12 protein-coding genes are annotated in these 14,300 nt (G+C 68.3%); 3 read left to right on the top strand and 9 right to left on the bottom strand.

Features of this window, described 5'->3' with window-relative positions:
- Nucleotides 1–26: 26 nt before the first annotated feature.
- Both LKO27_RS00325 and LKO27_RS00320 read right to left on the bottom strand, forming a co-directional pair.
- Nucleotides 27–1,022, bottom strand: coding sequence for a LacI family DNA-binding transcriptional regulator (locus tag LKO27_RS00325; protein ID WP_227734919.1), 996 nt, complete (start codon nucleotides 1,020–1,022; stop codon nucleotides 27–29).
- Nucleotides 1,023–1,025: 3 nt separating this feature from the next.
- Complete coding sequence (locus LKO27_RS00320; RefSeq protein ID WP_227734918.1) at nucleotides 1,026–2,030, bottom strand: aldo/keto reductase; 1,005 nt, start codon at nucleotides 2,028–2,030, stop codon at nucleotides 1,026–1,028.
- Between the two features lie 131 nt (nucleotides 2,031–2,161).
- On the opposite strand from LKO27_RS00320, the gene LKO27_RS00315 reads away from it, so the two are divergent.
- Complete coding sequence (locus LKO27_RS00315; protein ID WP_227734917.1) at nucleotides 2,162–3,199, top strand: zinc-binding dehydrogenase; 1,038 nt, start codon at nucleotides 2,162–2,164, stop codon at nucleotides 3,197–3,199.
- A gap of 16 nt (nucleotides 3,200–3,215) precedes the next feature.
- Here the strand turns inward: LKO27_RS00315 and LKO27_RS00310 are convergent, their stop codons facing one another.
- The 4 genes from LKO27_RS00310 to LKO27_RS00295 are packed head-to-tail and all read right to left on the bottom strand — an operon-like array spanning nucleotide 3,216 to nucleotide 8,486.
- Entirely contained in the window at nucleotides 3,216–5,354 is a 2,139-nt protein-coding gene (locus LKO27_RS00310) for a right-handed parallel beta-helix repeat-containing protein (RefSeq protein WP_227734916.1), read from the bottom strand.
- A gap of 3 nt (nucleotides 5,355–5,357) precedes the next feature.
- Nucleotides 5,358–6,185 carry a carbohydrate ABC transporter permease gene (locus tag LKO27_RS00305; protein ID WP_227734915.1) on the bottom strand — a complete coding sequence of 276 codons (828 nt, stop codon included), beginning with the start codon at nucleotides 6,183–6,185 and terminating at the stop codon, nucleotides 5,358–5,360.
- Nucleotides 6,185–7,183: a carbohydrate ABC transporter permease gene (locus LKO27_RS00300; protein WP_227734914.1), complete on the bottom strand. Its 999-nt coding sequence runs from the start codon at nucleotides 7,181–7,183 to the stop codon at nucleotides 6,185–6,187. Before LKO27_RS00300 ends, LKO27_RS00305 begins: the two co-directional genes overlap by 1 nt.
- Nucleotides 7,184–7,190: 7 nt before the next feature.
- On the bottom strand, nucleotides 7,191–8,486 hold the full coding sequence (locus LKO27_RS00295) for an ABC transporter substrate-binding protein (protein ID WP_227734913.1): 1,296 nt from the start codon (nucleotides 8,484–8,486) through the stop codon (nucleotides 7,191–7,193).
- Nucleotides 8,487–8,629: 143 nt separating this feature from the next.
- Between LKO27_RS00295 and LKO27_RS00290 the strand changes: the two genes are divergently transcribed.
- Entirely contained in the window at nucleotides 8,630–9,607 is a 978-nt protein-coding gene (locus tag LKO27_RS00290) for a sugar-binding transcriptional regulator (protein ID WP_227734912.1), read from the top strand.
- Nucleotides 9,608–9,620: 13 nt separating this feature from the next.
- On the opposite strand, the gene rbsD is transcribed toward LKO27_RS00290, so the two are convergent.
- From rbsD to deoC, 3 genes are read right to left on the bottom strand one after another with little or no spacing between them, the layout of a single operon-like run.
- Complete coding sequence (gene rbsD, locus LKO27_RS00285; RefSeq protein ID WP_227734911.1) at nucleotides 9,621–10,118, bottom strand: D-ribose pyranase; 498 nt, start codon at nucleotides 10,116–10,118, stop codon at nucleotides 9,621–9,623.
- Entirely contained in the window at nucleotides 10,108–11,076 is a 969-nt protein-coding gene (locus tag LKO27_RS00280; protein ID WP_227734910.1) for a ribokinase, read from the bottom strand. Before LKO27_RS00280 ends, rbsD begins: the two co-directional genes overlap by 11 nt.
- On the bottom strand, nucleotides 11,066–11,767 hold the full coding sequence (gene deoC / locus LKO27_RS00275) for a deoxyribose-phosphate aldolase (protein WP_227734909.1): 702 nt from the start codon (nucleotides 11,765–11,767) through the stop codon (nucleotides 11,066–11,068). Before deoC ends, LKO27_RS00280 begins: the two co-directional genes overlap by 11 nt.
- Nucleotides 11,768–12,045: 278 nt before the next feature.
- On the opposite strand from deoC, the gene LKO27_RS00270 reads away from it, so the two are divergent.
- Complete coding sequence (locus tag LKO27_RS00270; protein WP_227734908.1) at nucleotides 12,046–14,217, top strand: hypothetical protein; 2,172 nt, start codon at nucleotides 12,046–12,048, stop codon at nucleotides 14,215–14,217.
- The last annotated feature ends 83 nt before the right edge of the window (nucleotides 14,218–14,300 follow it).

The following is a 14,300-nucleotide window of genomic DNA, read 5'->3' as shown; positions in this document are numbered from 1 at the left end:
CTTGGCAGCGGCCCGAACGTCTCCCTCTACCCGACGGCACTTACCGCCGGAGGCGAGACCGAGTCGCCGGGGAGCATTGAGGCCTGCAGCACGACGTCGCGCGCCTCCCCGGCTCCAGCCGACAGCCGGGAGAGCATCAGCTCACTGGTGGCCGCGGCGAGTTGCTCGACGGGCTGGACCATCGTCCAGAGGCGGGGCTTGGTCACCTCTGCCAGGTCGCCGCCGTCGAAGCCGACGAAGGAGATGTCCCGGGGGATGCTCAGGCCGGCGTTGGTGATGGCGGTGAGTGCGCCGAGGGTGAGTTCGTAGTTCGCGCAGAACACCGCCGTCGGCCGCTGCCGGGTGGCCAGCGCCTGGGCCATGGCGGAGTGCCCGGCCGCGACGGTGAGGGCGGGCGCGGTCATGACTGTCACATCTCCGGCTGCGTCGAAGGCGTCGATGAACCCCTTTGCCCGGCCCACCATGGTCCAGATCGTGGCCGGTCCGACGAGCACTGCGGCTCGGCGGTGCCCGAAGGCCATGAGGCACTCGGCGGCGCGGGCCCCCGCGGCCGCGTTGTCGATGGTGACGGTGTCGGCGACGACGCCGTCGAGGCGCCGGTCCACCAGCACCAGCGGCACGTCGCCGACAGCAGCGGCCAGAGCGTCGGGCGACGGCGACTCCGCGGGCACGGCGATGACGCCGTCGACCATCTGCTCGCGCAGGTCGCGGATGCCGGACACCAGGTCGTCGTGCGCGGCGCGTACCAGGATGCCGACGCCGTCAGCGCGCAGGGCCGACTCGACGCCGGCGATGATCGACATGTGGAAGGCATTGTCCAGCTCGGGAAGGAGGACGCCGACGACGCTGGAGCGCTTGGTCCGCAGGCCGCGGGCGAACGCGTTGCGCCGGAATCCCAGGGACTCCGCCGCCTCCTCGATGGCGCGGCGGTTGGCCTCCCGCACCGGCAGGTCGTTGAAGTACTTGGAGATGGTGGACAGCGACAGGCCGGTCAGACGCTGGATGTCCTTGTAGGTGGCCATTTGTCAGGAAGCGTAGCCGTGCCAACCCGGGATCGTCCCGTCGACATCCCAGAGGTCCAGCCAGGAGCCCGCGCCCTCCCACAGGAAGACGTGTCCCTTGATGAGGCGGTTGTTGCGGTCTGTGCCGCGCAGGGCGTTGAACTCCTCGGGCGTGAATTCGACGGCGCTGGCGTCGAACAGCTCGCGCAGCTGGTGTTCCTTGACGGAGAACGGGATGGGGATGACGCCGCGGTTGACTGCCCACGCGACGCAGACCTGGGCCGGCGAGATCCCGCGCCGCTCCGCGATCCGGAGGACAGCCGGGGACTCAAGATCCACCAGGTCCTCCTCCGTGCGGTCCCGTTCCGGGCGCGACGGCGAACCCAGCGGCGAGTAGCCCACCACCTGGATCCCGTGGTCCACCAGGTGCTGGAAGAGTTCGCCCTGCTGCAGGGTGGGGTGGTGCTCGATCTCGGCCAGCGACGGCTGGATGCGGCACTCCGGCAGGATCAGCTTCAGCTTGGGGACGGTCACGTTCGACAGGCCCGCGTGGCGCACCAGGCCCTCGTCGACGAGGTCCTCGAGGGCCGCCCAGGTGCGCATGAAGTCGGCGTGCAGGTAGGGGCGGGCGCCCGGGTCCCGTTCGTCGACGTGGGCGTGCTGGGCGTGGGTGTTGGGGAAGGGCCAGTGGATGTAACAGGCATCGAGGTGGTCCAGCCGCAGGTCCTCGAGCGACTTCTCGACGGAGGCGCGCACCCGGTCCGGCGCGTGGTGGTCGTTCCAGACCTTGCTCATGACGAACACGTCGTCGCGCGCGAGCCCGCCGTCGAACGCGGAGGCGAGCGTCCGCCCAACGAGGTCCTCGTTGCCGTAGACGGCGGCGCAGTCGACCAGTCGGTAGCCGATCTCCAGCGCGGTCTCGACGCCGCGGGCGACGTCGGCGGCCGAGTAGCGGTCCGACCCGAACGTACCCACACCGACCACGGGGATGCGGGAGCCGTCCCGCAGCGTGCGCTCCTGGAGCTTCATTGGTCCTCCGACCGGACGAGAAACGATTCGTTTCCGGCACCATATCCCGGCCCGCATCCAATGGCAACCCCCCTTGCACTCGCTGAGTGCAGCCGTGTACGGTGAAAGCGAATCGTTTCGCATCAAGGAGGATGGTTGTCGTGCTAGCTGCGTTCCTGCCCGGCGGAAGCCGCGTCGATCTCAGGGAAGTGCCGGATCCCGAACCCGGGCATGGCCAGGTGCGCATCGCGATGCGCGCCTCCACCATCTGCGGCAGCGACCTGCGCGCCATCTACCGGGAGCACCTCGGTGAGGGGCCCGAGGCCTACCAGGGCGTGGTCGGCGGCCACGAGCCGGCCGGCCTCGTCGAGTCCGTCGGCGAGGGCGTCGAGCGCATCGCCCCCGGCGACCGCGTCGTCGTCTACCACATCAGCGGCTGCGGCCAGTGCGACGAGTGCCGCAAGGGCTACCAGATCTCCTGCCTCTCCCCGAAGCGCGCGGCCTACGGCTGGCAGCGCGACGGCGGGCACGCCACGTACCTGATCGCCGACGAGCGCGACTGCCTCGTCCTGCCCGACTCCCTCACCTTCGTCGACGGCGCGTGCGTGGCCTGCGGCTTCGGTACCGCCTACGAGGCGCTGCGTCGGATCGACGTGTCCGGCCACGACTCCCTCCTCATCACGGGACTCGGCCCCGTCGGCCTGGCCGCCGGCCTGATGGGCCGCAAGTTGGGATCCCCGCTGGTGGTCGGCGTCGACCCCAGCGCCGCCCGCCGCGAACTGGCCCTGCAACTGGGCGCCGTCGACGCTGCGGTGGAGCCCGGCTCCGACGAGCTGGCGAGGCTCCTCCCCGGTGGCGCGGACGCAGGCATGGACTGCTCAGGCAGCGGCGCCGGTCAGCTGGCCACCATCGACGGGACCCGCGCCTGGGGGCGCGTCGCGCTGGTCGGCGAGGGCGGCGTGATCAACGGCCTGGACGTGAGCCACGCCATCATCCACAAGCAGCTCACCGTCCACGGCTCCTGGGTGACTTCCACCGGCCACATGGCCGAACTCCTGCGCCAGCTCGACCGCTGGGGCCTCCACCCGGACCAGGTGGTCACCGAGACCTTCCCCCTCGAGCAGGCAGCCGACGCTTACGCCGCAGCCGACGCTGCCCAGACCGGCAAGGTGGCCATCGTCTGGGAGTAGCCCGACCACGCCGTCGTTACCCCATGGCGCGTGGGAACTCCTCACGAAGGGTTCTCCCCGCCAGCGGATGTCGACGGCGTACGACGGGCCGGGGACCCGCGTCGGACACGTCGGGCACGACGATGCCCAGGCGCGTGGCCGGCGTCTCCCCCGCCACCCGGAAGTCCCTCGCGTCTACGTCGACGAACCCAGGGTCGGCTGTGAGCGAGTGGTGGTCGTGGCCGTCCGCATGCCACTCGGCGTCGCGACCGCGGGTGATGACGAACGCAACCTCGCCCGCGTCGTCGTGCTCCCGCAGCCCGACCCCGGCACGCACCGCCGACTCCTGAGGGTTCAGGTCCCAGAACAGGTTCAGGTCCGAGATGACGCGGTAGTTGGTGACGTCCAGGGCACCCTCGGTGCCGACGAAGCCCGGTCCGCCATCGCCCACGAGGATGTTGCGCTCGCACGTGAACGAGACCGTGGCCTCCGGACGGGTGATGGACACCTGCCCCGCGCCGCCGAACGCCAGGACGTTGTTGCGAAGGATGTTCTCGCGCCCGTAGTGCTGGTGGAACGCATGGCTGGAGACATCGTGGACGATGTTGCCCTCGACGACCACGTGGGATGAGCCCTCGTCGAGGTAGATTCCCCAGCCGCCGTAGTTGGCGCACCGGACGTCGTGGATGTGGTTGCCGCGCAGCTCGGTGCCGGGCGCGATCCCCAGCAGGTAGATGCCGCCCATGTCGTTGAGCCTGCCCTGGCCCAGGTGGTGGATGTGGTTGCCGATGACCCGGTTGCCCTGGGACGGGCTCTCGCCGTAGTCCCAGGTCCAGCCCACAGAGATCCCCGAATAGTAGAAGTCGGCGATGTGGTTGTGCGCGATGACGTTGTGGGAGCCGTGCTGGAACAGGATCGCGACGCAGTTCGGGTAGGACCGGCCGCCACCGACGATCTCGTTGTCGCAGACGGAGTTGTCGCGGTTGAAGTCATGGGCCCGGGGATCGTCGGAGCCGCCGGACCGGACGGCTCCCGCCCCAAGATCCTCGAAGGTGCAGCCGCTGATCAGGTTCCCCCGGCAACCGGGACCCAGCTCGACGGCGTAGCCGCCCACACGCTCGACCCGGCAGTCCACCAGCGCGCAGGAACGCGCGTGGGTGGCCCGGATGGCGCCGGGGACCGACGAGGCCGCCTGCACGTCGGCGGCGAAGCCGACGTCGCGTGGCAGCATCGGGTCCTCCCGCACGCCGAAGGGAGCCCGGGCCGCAGGCACCTCAGCGAAGTCGGCGCCCGCGAAAGCGATGCCCTCGAACCGGATCTCCCGCACCGGGCGGGTGGCCGCGCCCGCGAGTTCGACGAACACGTCCAGGACGGGGAACTCGACGTCGCGCTCACCCGGGTCCCCGTCGCAGTGCAGCAGGATGGTCTCGCCCGCTGCGTCGGCGAGGGAGCCGGTGGGATCCAGGTACCACTGGCCGTCCCGGGCACCGAAAGTCTCGGCGACGTTGTCCAGCCAGTAGCGCGCGTAGCGCTCCACGGCGTCGTCGCGGAGGGCGAAGATGCTGCGCAGCGAGCTCTGGACGAGCCGCCGCTCCCGGTCGATCCCGGTGACGGGCATGCGTTCCTGCACCCAGTAGTGGGGCACGACCACCTCCACCTGGCCCGGGTCGGCAATGGGGGGCAGGTCGCCGTCGGCGAACGTGAAATTGTCAGCCCCCTGCAGCAGGGTGCCGACGAAGCTGCCCGCGGGGTCCAGGCCCGCCTGCTCCTCGATCCACAGGTAACCCTCGACCGGGAACCGGGGCCGGGGCGCACGCTCGCCGTCGACGAACAGGCACCGGCCACGCTTCCGCGGAGCCGGGGCGGCCCAGGCGTCGACGCCGTTGACCCGCACCGGGCGCCAGCCGCCTATTGTCACCGCACCGCTGATCACGGGCCTGGCGTCCGGGTCCACAGCGGCGAAGGTTGTGAACGAGTCGTCGCCGTCGAGCACCAGGGTCTCCGACTGCCGGTACAGGCCGCCGTCCAGCCAGACGACGGCGCGCTGCCCGGGCTCCCGGCGGGCCCGCACCAGCCGCATGGCCGCGTGCAGGTCACCGACCGGGTAGCCACGGGAACCGTCGGCCCAGGCAGACCCGTCGGGTGCGACGTGGATCTCCACGCGTTCAGTTGGCAAGGGTCAGCCCTTCGTCGAGCCGGCCGTGACTCCAGCGGTGATCTGGCGCTGGAAGATCAGGTACACGACCACCAGCGGGATGACGGCGATGAGCACGCCGGCAATGTAGGTGGGCACGTTGTCCGGGTACTGGCCCCGGAGCGCGCTGACGCCCACCATGACGGTGCGGTTGGCGGGTGACTGCATGATCAGAAGGGCGATGAGGATGTCGTTCCAGCAGAACAGCGCATTCAGGATGCCCAGGGAGAGCAGCGCGGGCTTGCCGATGGGCAGCATTATGCGCAGCCACACGCCGAAGATGCCGTTGCCGTCGACGCGCGCGGCCTCGGTGATGGAGGCCGGGATGCCCGAGTAGTAGGCCGTCATGAAGTACACGGTGAAGGGTAGGAACTGGGCCACGTAGACCAGGATCAGACCCGGATGGGTGTTCATCAGGGAGAGTTCGCTCAGCAGCTTGATGACCGGCACCATGACCACCTGGAAGGGGATCATCATGCAAGCCAGGATGGTGAGGAACACCGCGCGGTTTCCGCGGAAGGCCAGGTGGCTGAGCGAGTACCCGGCCATCGACCCGAAGACCAGCAGCAGCGCCACCGAGGCCACCGTCACGATGATGGTGTTCGTGAAGTACTGGGCCATGCCCGCCTGGTTCCAGGCGTCCACGAAGTTGGAGATGTTGATCCCCTGCGCCAGGCCGAGCCTGTCCAGGACGTACTCCCTGCGGCTCTTGAAGGAGATGTTGAACGCGTACAGCATCGGGTAGATCGTGCCCAGCGCCAGGAGCGCCATCGGGATCGCCAGGACCCACATCATTCTTCGTTCGCGCTTCATCACAACTCCCTGGTGGCCTTGCGCAGTACGCGGATCTGCACGAGCCCGATCAACAGCACGATGGCCAGCAGGAAGACCGACGCGGCCGAGGCCATCGCGGGCCTGGCCTCGCCGTTGAGCTTCCAGATCAGGTACTCCGGCAGGTAGGAGGCAGCCCCTGGGCCACCCGCAGTCATCGTGTAGAGCAACCCGAACAGCCCGGTCAGCATGCCGATCGTCGTCGTCACGAAGACGAACTGGATGGTCTGGGCCAGTCCGGGGATGATCACGTGCCAGATGGTCTGCGGCAGCGTGGCGCCGTCGATCTTGGAGGCGTCCAGCAGGTCTTGGTCAAGGGTCGCGAAGCCGGCGAGGAAGATGACCAGCGCCATGCCGAAGGTGGCCCAGATATGGACGGTCAGGACGCTCGGCAGGGCGGTCTCGGGGAGCCCTAGGTAGTCGACCGTAGGCAGACCCACCGACGCCGCGAGCTGGTTGAGCGGCCCGTTGGCCGCCAGCACGATGTTGAAGATGGCTCCGATGATGATCGGCGAGAGCACCACCGGCAGGAAGTAGACGCCGCGGTAGAAACTGCCGCCCGGCACCTTGAGGTAGATCACCGTCGCGAGGATCCCGGCCACGAACACCTGGATGGGGACGAAGATGAAGATCACGATGACGTTGCGGGCCGAGGCCTGGAAGCGCTCGTCCTGGAACAGGGTGACGTAGTTGTCCAGCCCCACGAAGGCGCCGTTGAGGGCGCCGTCGCCGGTGAACGAGTAGTTGACGCCCATGCCCAGGGGAACGATCCGGAAGACGAGCAGGATGACCAGCGTCGGCAGGACCAGCAGGTAGGGCCAGACCCGCTCAGAGCTGAGGCGATGTCGTCGCCCCCCGCCCCTCCTGGCCCGGGCGCCGTCGGCGACGGTGGCAGGCGTAGTGGCCGGAGCCGACGTCGTCGGCCCGTCCACAACCTGGGTCAGGGTTGCCCCCTGACCCAGGTGCGAATGCGTGGACACGATCAACTCATCCCTCGGAGGCGGCGAGTTGCGCTGCGGCGTCGTCGACGGTCACGTCGCCGCCGAGCAGTTGCTGCCCGAGCCGGTGCAGGAGGTCGAGCGTCTCGCCACTGAGTGCGGTGTGCAGGAGCGGCTTGCTGCCCGGGAGGTTGGTGACGATGTCGTTGGCCGCCTGGATGTCGGTGTCCAGCTCGATGGTGGTGTCAGAGACGATCTGGCCACCGGCTATGGCGTAGTTGGCCAGGGCGTCGCGGTCCACCGTCGCCTTGATCCAGTCGACGCCGAGTTCCTTCTTCTCGGGGTTCAGGATGCCGTAGGCGATGCCGCCCTCGATGGGCAGCGCGAGCGTGGTGCCCTCGTTGATCGTCACCGGCATCATGAAGCCCAGATCCTCACCCAGGTAGTCGGCGAACTGCATCCAGTGCGCCGTGCCGGAGGTGAGGCCGATGACCATCGCGGCCTTGCCGCCGGAGAACAGGTCGAACGAATCGTTGAACATCGCGGTGGAGTTGGCCCCCTCGTTGTACCAGCCGTCGGCGGCGGTGTCCTGCCACAGCTGCAGCACCTGCTTGGAGTGCTCACTGGTCCAGTCCCGCTCCCCATTGATCCAGGCGTCGTACTCCTCGGGCGTGAAGATGCCCGAGGCGAACCCGGACATGAAGAACTCGATGCCGAGTCCCTCCTTGTTCCCGAGTGCGAAGCAAGACACCTCCGTCTTTGCCGCGATGGTCTCGCAGACGGTCGACAGCTCCTCCCACGTGGTGGGGGCCGCCTCCGGGTCCAGTCCGGCGTCGCGGAAGATCTGCTTGTTGTAGTAGATGGGGAAGCCCTGCAGGAAGGTCGGCGCGGAGTAGACCGCGCCGTCGGCCTCGAACGCGGGCCAGCCGGCCAACTGGTCCTTGATGTCGGCCAGTTCGTCGGTCACCGGGACAAGCTTGTCCGCGCGGGACCGGAGCTGGGTGCCGCCGTTGAACAAGGCCAGGTCGGGGGCTGTGCCGGCTTCGATGGCACTGCCCAGCAGCGTGTAGTACTGGTCGAAGGGCTGCGCCACCACCTCGACCTCCACGTTGGGGTGCGCCTCGTTGAAGACGGCGATGACCTCTTCCTGGTAGGCCGCGGCCGCTTCGTCGGCATTGCCCCAGTTCCAGATGGTGAGGGTGCCGCTCTCCTCAGCCACGACCTCCGAACCGGAGGCTGTGCTGCTCATGGTCGGGTCTGCGGGCGTGGTGGGTGCGGCTCCGCCGCAGGCAGCAAGTCCGAGCGCCATGGCGCCGGCTGCGGCGGTGATAAGTGTTCGCTTCATTGCGATTCCTCCGAGGGTGAAACGTATCGATTGAGGTCGGACCCAGAACGTAACGCGAGCCGTCAATATCCGACAACCAGCGCGACTACGGTAGTCGCCATAGCAATAATCCTGCGCTAGGGTGTGCGGAAGAGGAGGTCCCAATGACCAGTGACCCACTGATGCCGCGCGCGGACCAGCTCCGTCTGATGACGAAGGTGGCCAAGCTCTACCACGAACTCGGGATGAAGCAGGTGGACGTCGCCAGCACGGTGCGGATCTCCCAGACCCGGGTCTCACGGCTCCTGCGGCGTGCCGAGGAACTGGGACTTGTCAGGACGGTCGTCACCGCCCCACCGGGAGTGAACACCGACGTCGAGTCGGAACTTGAGCGCAGGTTCGGCCTGTACGAGGCGATCGTCGTCGACGACCCGGCCTCCGGTGAGCTGCTGGCCCCCGCCCTCGGCGCGGCCACGGCCACTTTCCTGCAGGAGGCACTCGGCCCCTCGGACAGCCTGGGCTTCTCGTCGTGGTCAGCCACCCTGCTCGCCAGCGTCGAGGCACTCAACCCCGGCGGCGGGCAGCGCGCGAAGGAGGTGGTCCAGCTCGTCGGGGGCCGGGGCGTCACCTCCACGCAGGAGCGCGCCAACCGGTTGCTGGGAAGGCTCGCGATGATGACCGGGGCCACTCCCTACTACCTCACGGCCCCCGGCCTGCTGGACACCCCCGCCGCTGTCAGTTCGCTGCTCAGCGACGGGTCACTGCGCCCCGTGGTGCAGGCCTGGGAGCACCTGACAATCGCACTTGTCGGCATTGGCGGCCTGGAGCCGAGCCCCTTCTTCCGCGCCTCTGGCAACGCCATCTCGAAGGCCGACGAAGCCGAATTGCGCCGAAAGGCAGTGGTGGGTGACATCCTGCTGCGCTACCTCGACGTCCACGGCGAGGTGGTGGACTCGCCGCTGAACCGGAGGGTGGTCGGGATTCCGCTGGAGCAGTTCATGCAGATCCCCCGACGGGTCGCCGTCGCAGGCGGGCCGCGCAAGGCCCCGGCCATCGTCGGGGCGCTGCGCGGCCAGTGGATCAACTACCTCGTGACGGACTTCAGCACCGCCGAAACGGTGCTGAAGCTGACTGCGAAGTGACCCCCGCAGACCCTCAGGGCAGGTCCGGGACCACGTTCTCCCGCATCAGGCGCCGGCGCTCGACGTAGGCGGGCAGCACCTGGACGTCGTCGTCGATGAACCAGGCGAACGGGTCGGTCGAGGCCGTGAGGGCGAAGTTGGCCCAGGGCTCGAACGAGCCGGAGCGCACCACCACCTTCGCGCGCGGCGCCCAGACCTCGATCAGCTCCTCGTGCGGGGCCGCGATGAACGGCGCTCCCGCGCCTGTGAAGATTTCCCGCACCCCGGCGTAGAGCCGCGGGTGGTGCGTCCTCACCTCGGGCGCGAACCGCACCTGTTCGACGAACAGTTCCCTGCGCAGCACCCGGAGGATGTCCAACACGTCCGGCAGCCCGGGGTAGAACCCCAGGTCGATGCGGTTGGCGCCGGCGGGAATGGGGAAGCCTGCGTCGGTCACCAGGACGGTGTCCGTGTGCCCCAACTCGGCCAGGGCCTTGGCGAGGCCGGGGTGGATGATTCGGTCAGCGCGCATCCTCGAGCTCCTTGTCGTCGGTCATCATGAACTCCTCCACCTGCGCCCGCGAGTGGTAGGAGGGGACGGTCTCCCACTGCGTGCAGCACAGTGCCGCGGTGGCGGCCGCGAACCGCACCGCGTCGTCTACGGGCCGACCCTCGAGCAGGGCGGTGCACAACGCGGCGTTGAAGCTGTCGCCAGCACCGTTGGAGTCCACGGTGGCCACGGACCAAGCCGGGACGTGCGTCTCGACGACGTCGCCGTCGGCGTACTCGTAGACGGCCGCGCCCTGCTCTCCGAGGGTCATGACCACCCGGCCACACCCGAGCCCGAGCAGTTCCCGGGCGACTTCCAGGTTGGTCACGCCGTCGCCGGGGTCCCGCCCGAGCGCCACCCGCGCCTCGGTCTCGTTCGGGGTCAGGTAGTCCACAAAGGAGAGGTCGAGTCCCCGCAGGTCGCTGGCCGGGGCCGGGTTGAGCACAGTGGCAGCCCCCTGGGCGTGGGCGCTGGCGAGCCCCCGGAGCACTGCCGCGAGCGGGATCTCCAACTGCGCCAGCGCCACGTCGCCGGGTTCGATGACGGCGGCCAGGCACTCCAGCTCGGATTCCCCGAACTCCTCGTTGGCGCCCATGTCCACCACGATGATGTTGTGGCCGGCCTCGTCCTTGATGATCAGGCCGACGCCGGTTGGCCGGTCGACCGACACCCGGAGGGCGGACGTGTCGACGCCCTCGGCCGACATCAGTTGGACGAACTCACGGCCGTGGTTGTCGTCGCCGATTACGCCGACGAAGACCACAGGGGCGCCGAGGCGAGCGGCCTGAACGGCCATGTCAGAGCCCTTCCCCCCGAAGGTCTCCCGGTACTGGCGTCCGATCAGCGTCTCACCGGTGATCGGGATCCGGTCGGCGGTGATGACCAGGGCCTTTGCGTAGGACCCGAGCACCACCACCTTGGCGGCTGGTTCAGTAGGCACTCGCATCTCCCTCGATTCCGTCGACGATGGCCGGGCCGGAGGACGTTCCGACGAGTTCCGCACCAGCCTCGAACATGGTCTGCATCTTCTCGCGGGTGTTGACCTTGCCGGAGACCTTCACACGGCACGGCGCCTCGATGTTATCCGCGAGCAGTGAGACGTCGTGGGCGGTGGCCTCGTATCCGCCCTTGCCCCACCCGGAGGACTGCTTGACCCAGTCGATCCCCGCCTCGTAGGCAGCGCGCGTGGCGCGGACCTTGAGGTCGTCGGTGGGCAGGAAGCCGAACTCCAGCATGGCCTTCAGGACCATGCCCTCCTCGTGCGCGACGCGGGCGATCTCCTTCAGTTCGCCGCGGTACTCCTCCTCCATGCCACCCAGCAGGTAGCCGGGGTTCGGCGGGAAGTCGAACTCCTGGGCGCCGGCCTTGGCGAGTTCGCGCAGCGCGGCGAGCTTCATGCCGAGGGTGTCGTTGGCCATGGGGAAGTTGAGGGTGGAGGCGACGGTGATGCCCGTGCCGGCGAGGACCTCGCTGGCCAGCGAGACCCAGCAGGGTCCCACCATCGCGGCGTTGAAGTTGTACTGGACGCAGGTCTCGAGGTGGGCCAGGAGCCCCTCACGGGTGAGGTCCGGGTTGACGTTGGTGTACTGGATGGCCTTGGCGACCTGGGCGCGATCCTGAAAATCGATCATGAGGAGAGTTCCTTGCTGGGAGTTGTTTCGGGACAGGACGGAAGCGCACGGGGGCACCTTGGCCCCGTCGCCGTCCCACACCGACCTCAGAACTGTGGATCGACCACTTCCGCTGGGAGCATCGCACAGGTTCGCTTACCGTATCCACAAGTCGAATATCTAGGCGCCCGGGCCCGATTCTGTTGACGATCCCCGCCACGCGCGGATAGCGTCCATCCGAACGCGAATCGTTTCGCAGTTCACGAACCAAACTCCCACCAAAGCAGCTAGGAGCTCCCGTGGAGGCACTCGTTCCCACTCTGGAGGCGCTCGCCCTCTCGGAACCGTCCAACATGCACCGGGGGCCGGTGCTCGGCCCTGACGGGGTCCACGGCGTCGACCGGATCACCTACCTCCCCGATGCCCTGAAGTGGCTACACATCGGGACGATCCACGACCACCCCAAGTCGTGGACCTTCATGGGCGGCGGAGTCGCTCCCGGCCTGGGCCCGGTCATCCAGTACACGATCGACAGCGCCGGCAACCACTACTTCCCCGACGAGTTCGCCCCGGACCGGAAGCTCGCCATCGGCTGGGAGATGCGCGACGGCTACCAGCCGTGCCCGATCTCCACCTGGCAGGCAGGCCCGTTCGAACTTGCCATCCAGCACTTCGCCGTGCGCACCCCGGCCGACGACGCGACGGTCGTCTACTCCAAGGTGACCGTCACCAACCGCGGTGACGAGCAGGCTGCCGGCACCCTGCACATCAACGCCAGCCCGAGGATCCACCTCCCGCTCGCGACGCTGCCCACCCGGCACAGCACCTCCTCGATGGACTTCGACGTCGAACTGGCGGCTGACGCCGTCGCGGAGTTCGAGTTCGTCTCGAGGGCGACCGGCGCCGACCTGGACCCGGCCAACCCGGAGGCCTACGGCCTCTACGAGGACAACTACCGTCGGATGGCCGACGGCTGGGACCAGCGCATCGGCAAGCTGGCGCACCCGGTGCGGCTGCCCCACCAGGGGATCGCCGACATGTACAAGGCGATCCAGATCCTGTTGTGGGGCTGCATGGTCAAAAAGGGCGGCGACTACGAGATCCGTGCCGGCGTGCTCAACCCCGGACGCCTCGAGAGCTACGACCGCACCTTCCCGCACGACGTACCCAACTACGTCGACCAGTTCATGCGCGAGGGCGACTACGAGTTGGGCAAGCAGATCCTCGCGTCGTCGTACTACCGGGTGCTGAACTCCTCCGACATCGCGGACTGGGACGGCCTCAACTACATGGACACCATCGGCAAGTTCATGCTCCCCTACGCGCAGTACCTCCAGAACACCGGTGACCTGGCGTTCTTCGACGACGAACTGCGCGAGTTCCTGAAGCGTGCCGCGCGCAACATCCACGACTGCCGCGTCTTCGGTGACCCGGAACACGAGGGGCTGATGCGCAAGGGGGAGGACTTCGAGAACTGGTCCGACGACGGCGACTTCCTGCTGTGCGACAACTGGTCCGCGCTGCACGGGCTCCAGGCGTACCGCTACCTGATGGAACGCCTGGGAGTGACACAGGAGGTGGAATGGGCAGACACGGAGATCGAGTCGCTGAACGACTCCCTCAACGCTGCCTTGGACCGGACGCGCGAACGCAGGGGAATCGACCACTACCTCGGCGCCTTCGACGACCTGGCCTACCTGCGCTACACCCGCGGGTCCTTCTACTCCTGGGTGCCCTACGCCGGCGCGCTGTCCACGTTCCCGTGGGGCGCGCAGCTGAAGGGCTACGCCTTGGGCGGGACCTGGAAGGACAAGCTCGACGAATCGATCGCCTGGTCCCTGCACGAGCGCGACCGGCGGGTGATCCCCGACGGCAGCTGGGGTGCGTGGTGGAGCCACGTCACCTACGGGTCCACGTACAACGCCTCCGCCGGCCTGCAGTGCCTGGCTTCGGAGAGGTTCCGCACCGAGTCCATGAAGAACGTCGAGTTCCTCTACGACAACCAGTGCGCCCCGTTCCAGTGGTCCGAGGCCTTCGAGTACAAGGGCCGCGACCAGTGGGTGGGCATGTACCTGCCGCAGGAGTCCTACGGTAACTACGAGAGCTGGGGCACGTCATTCTCCAAGCAGGCCATCCTGCAGGCGTGCGCCTCGGTCCACGTGGACGGGACCGTCATCATCGGGCGCGGCCTCCCGGTCTCCTGGCTGGCTGACGGGGCGGTCACGGAGTGGGCCAACGTGAACATCAACGACGGCCGGACCATGGACTTCACCATCACCTCCACAGGCGATGAGGTCCGCGTGGAGCTGAGGGGCGACCAGCCCCTCGGGCTGGTCCGGATCGACCTGCCCGGGCTCGCTTCCAACATAGCGTCAGCGTCGGCGGGCACAGTCGAGGGCGACAGCGTCGTCGTCCTGGGTCCGGAGGAGCGTGAGGTGGTCATCGCTCTGAAGGAACCTGTCTCTGCGTAGCGCCGAAGGTTCCGCCGAGCTGGACGAGGCACCGCCCGCGACGGGTTACCCGTCGCGGGCGGTGCTGTTGCATTCGGCGCACT

Source organism: Tessaracoccus sp. OS52 (assembly GCF_020687685.1).
Taxonomy (GTDB): domain Bacteria; phylum Actinomycetota; class Actinomycetes; order Propionibacteriales; family Propionibacteriaceae; genus Arachnia.
Note: the sequence above shows the minus strand (reverse complement) of the source record. Positions and strands in the feature narration are given on the sequence as shown.

Excerpts from the sequence above, each read along its gene's own strand:
- LKO27_RS00325 (WP_227734919.1), bottom strand. The coding sequence starts at position 1,022 with ATGGCCACCTACAAGGACATCCAGCGTCTGACCGGCCTGTCGCTGTCC.
- LKO27_RS00320 (WP_227734918.1), bottom strand. The coding sequence starts at position 2,030 with ATGAAGCTCCAGGAGCGCACGCTGCGGGACGGCTCCCGCATCCCCGTG.
- LKO27_RS00315 (WP_227734917.1), top strand. The coding sequence starts at position 2,162 with ATGGTTGTCGTGCTAGCTGCGTTCCTGCCCGGCGGAAGCCGCGTCGAT.
- LKO27_RS00305 (WP_227734915.1), bottom strand. The coding sequence starts at position 6,185 with ATGAAGCGCGAACGAAGAATGATGTGGGTCCTGGCGATCCCGATGGCG.
- LKO27_RS00295 (WP_227734913.1), bottom strand. The coding sequence starts at position 8,486 with ATGAAGCGAACACTTATCACCGCCGCAGCCGGCGCCATGGCGCTCGGA.
- LKO27_RS00290 (WP_227734912.1), top strand. The coding sequence starts at position 8,630 with ATGACCAGTGACCCACTGATGCCGCGCGCGGACCAGCTCCGTCTGATG.
- rbsD (WP_227734911.1), bottom strand. The coding sequence starts at position 10,118 with ATGCGCGCTGACCGAATCATCCACCCCGGCCTCGCCAAGGCCCTGGCC.
- deoC (WP_227734909.1), bottom strand. The coding sequence starts at position 11,767 with ATGATCGATTTTCAGGATCGCGCCCAGGTCGCCAAGGCCATCCAGTAC.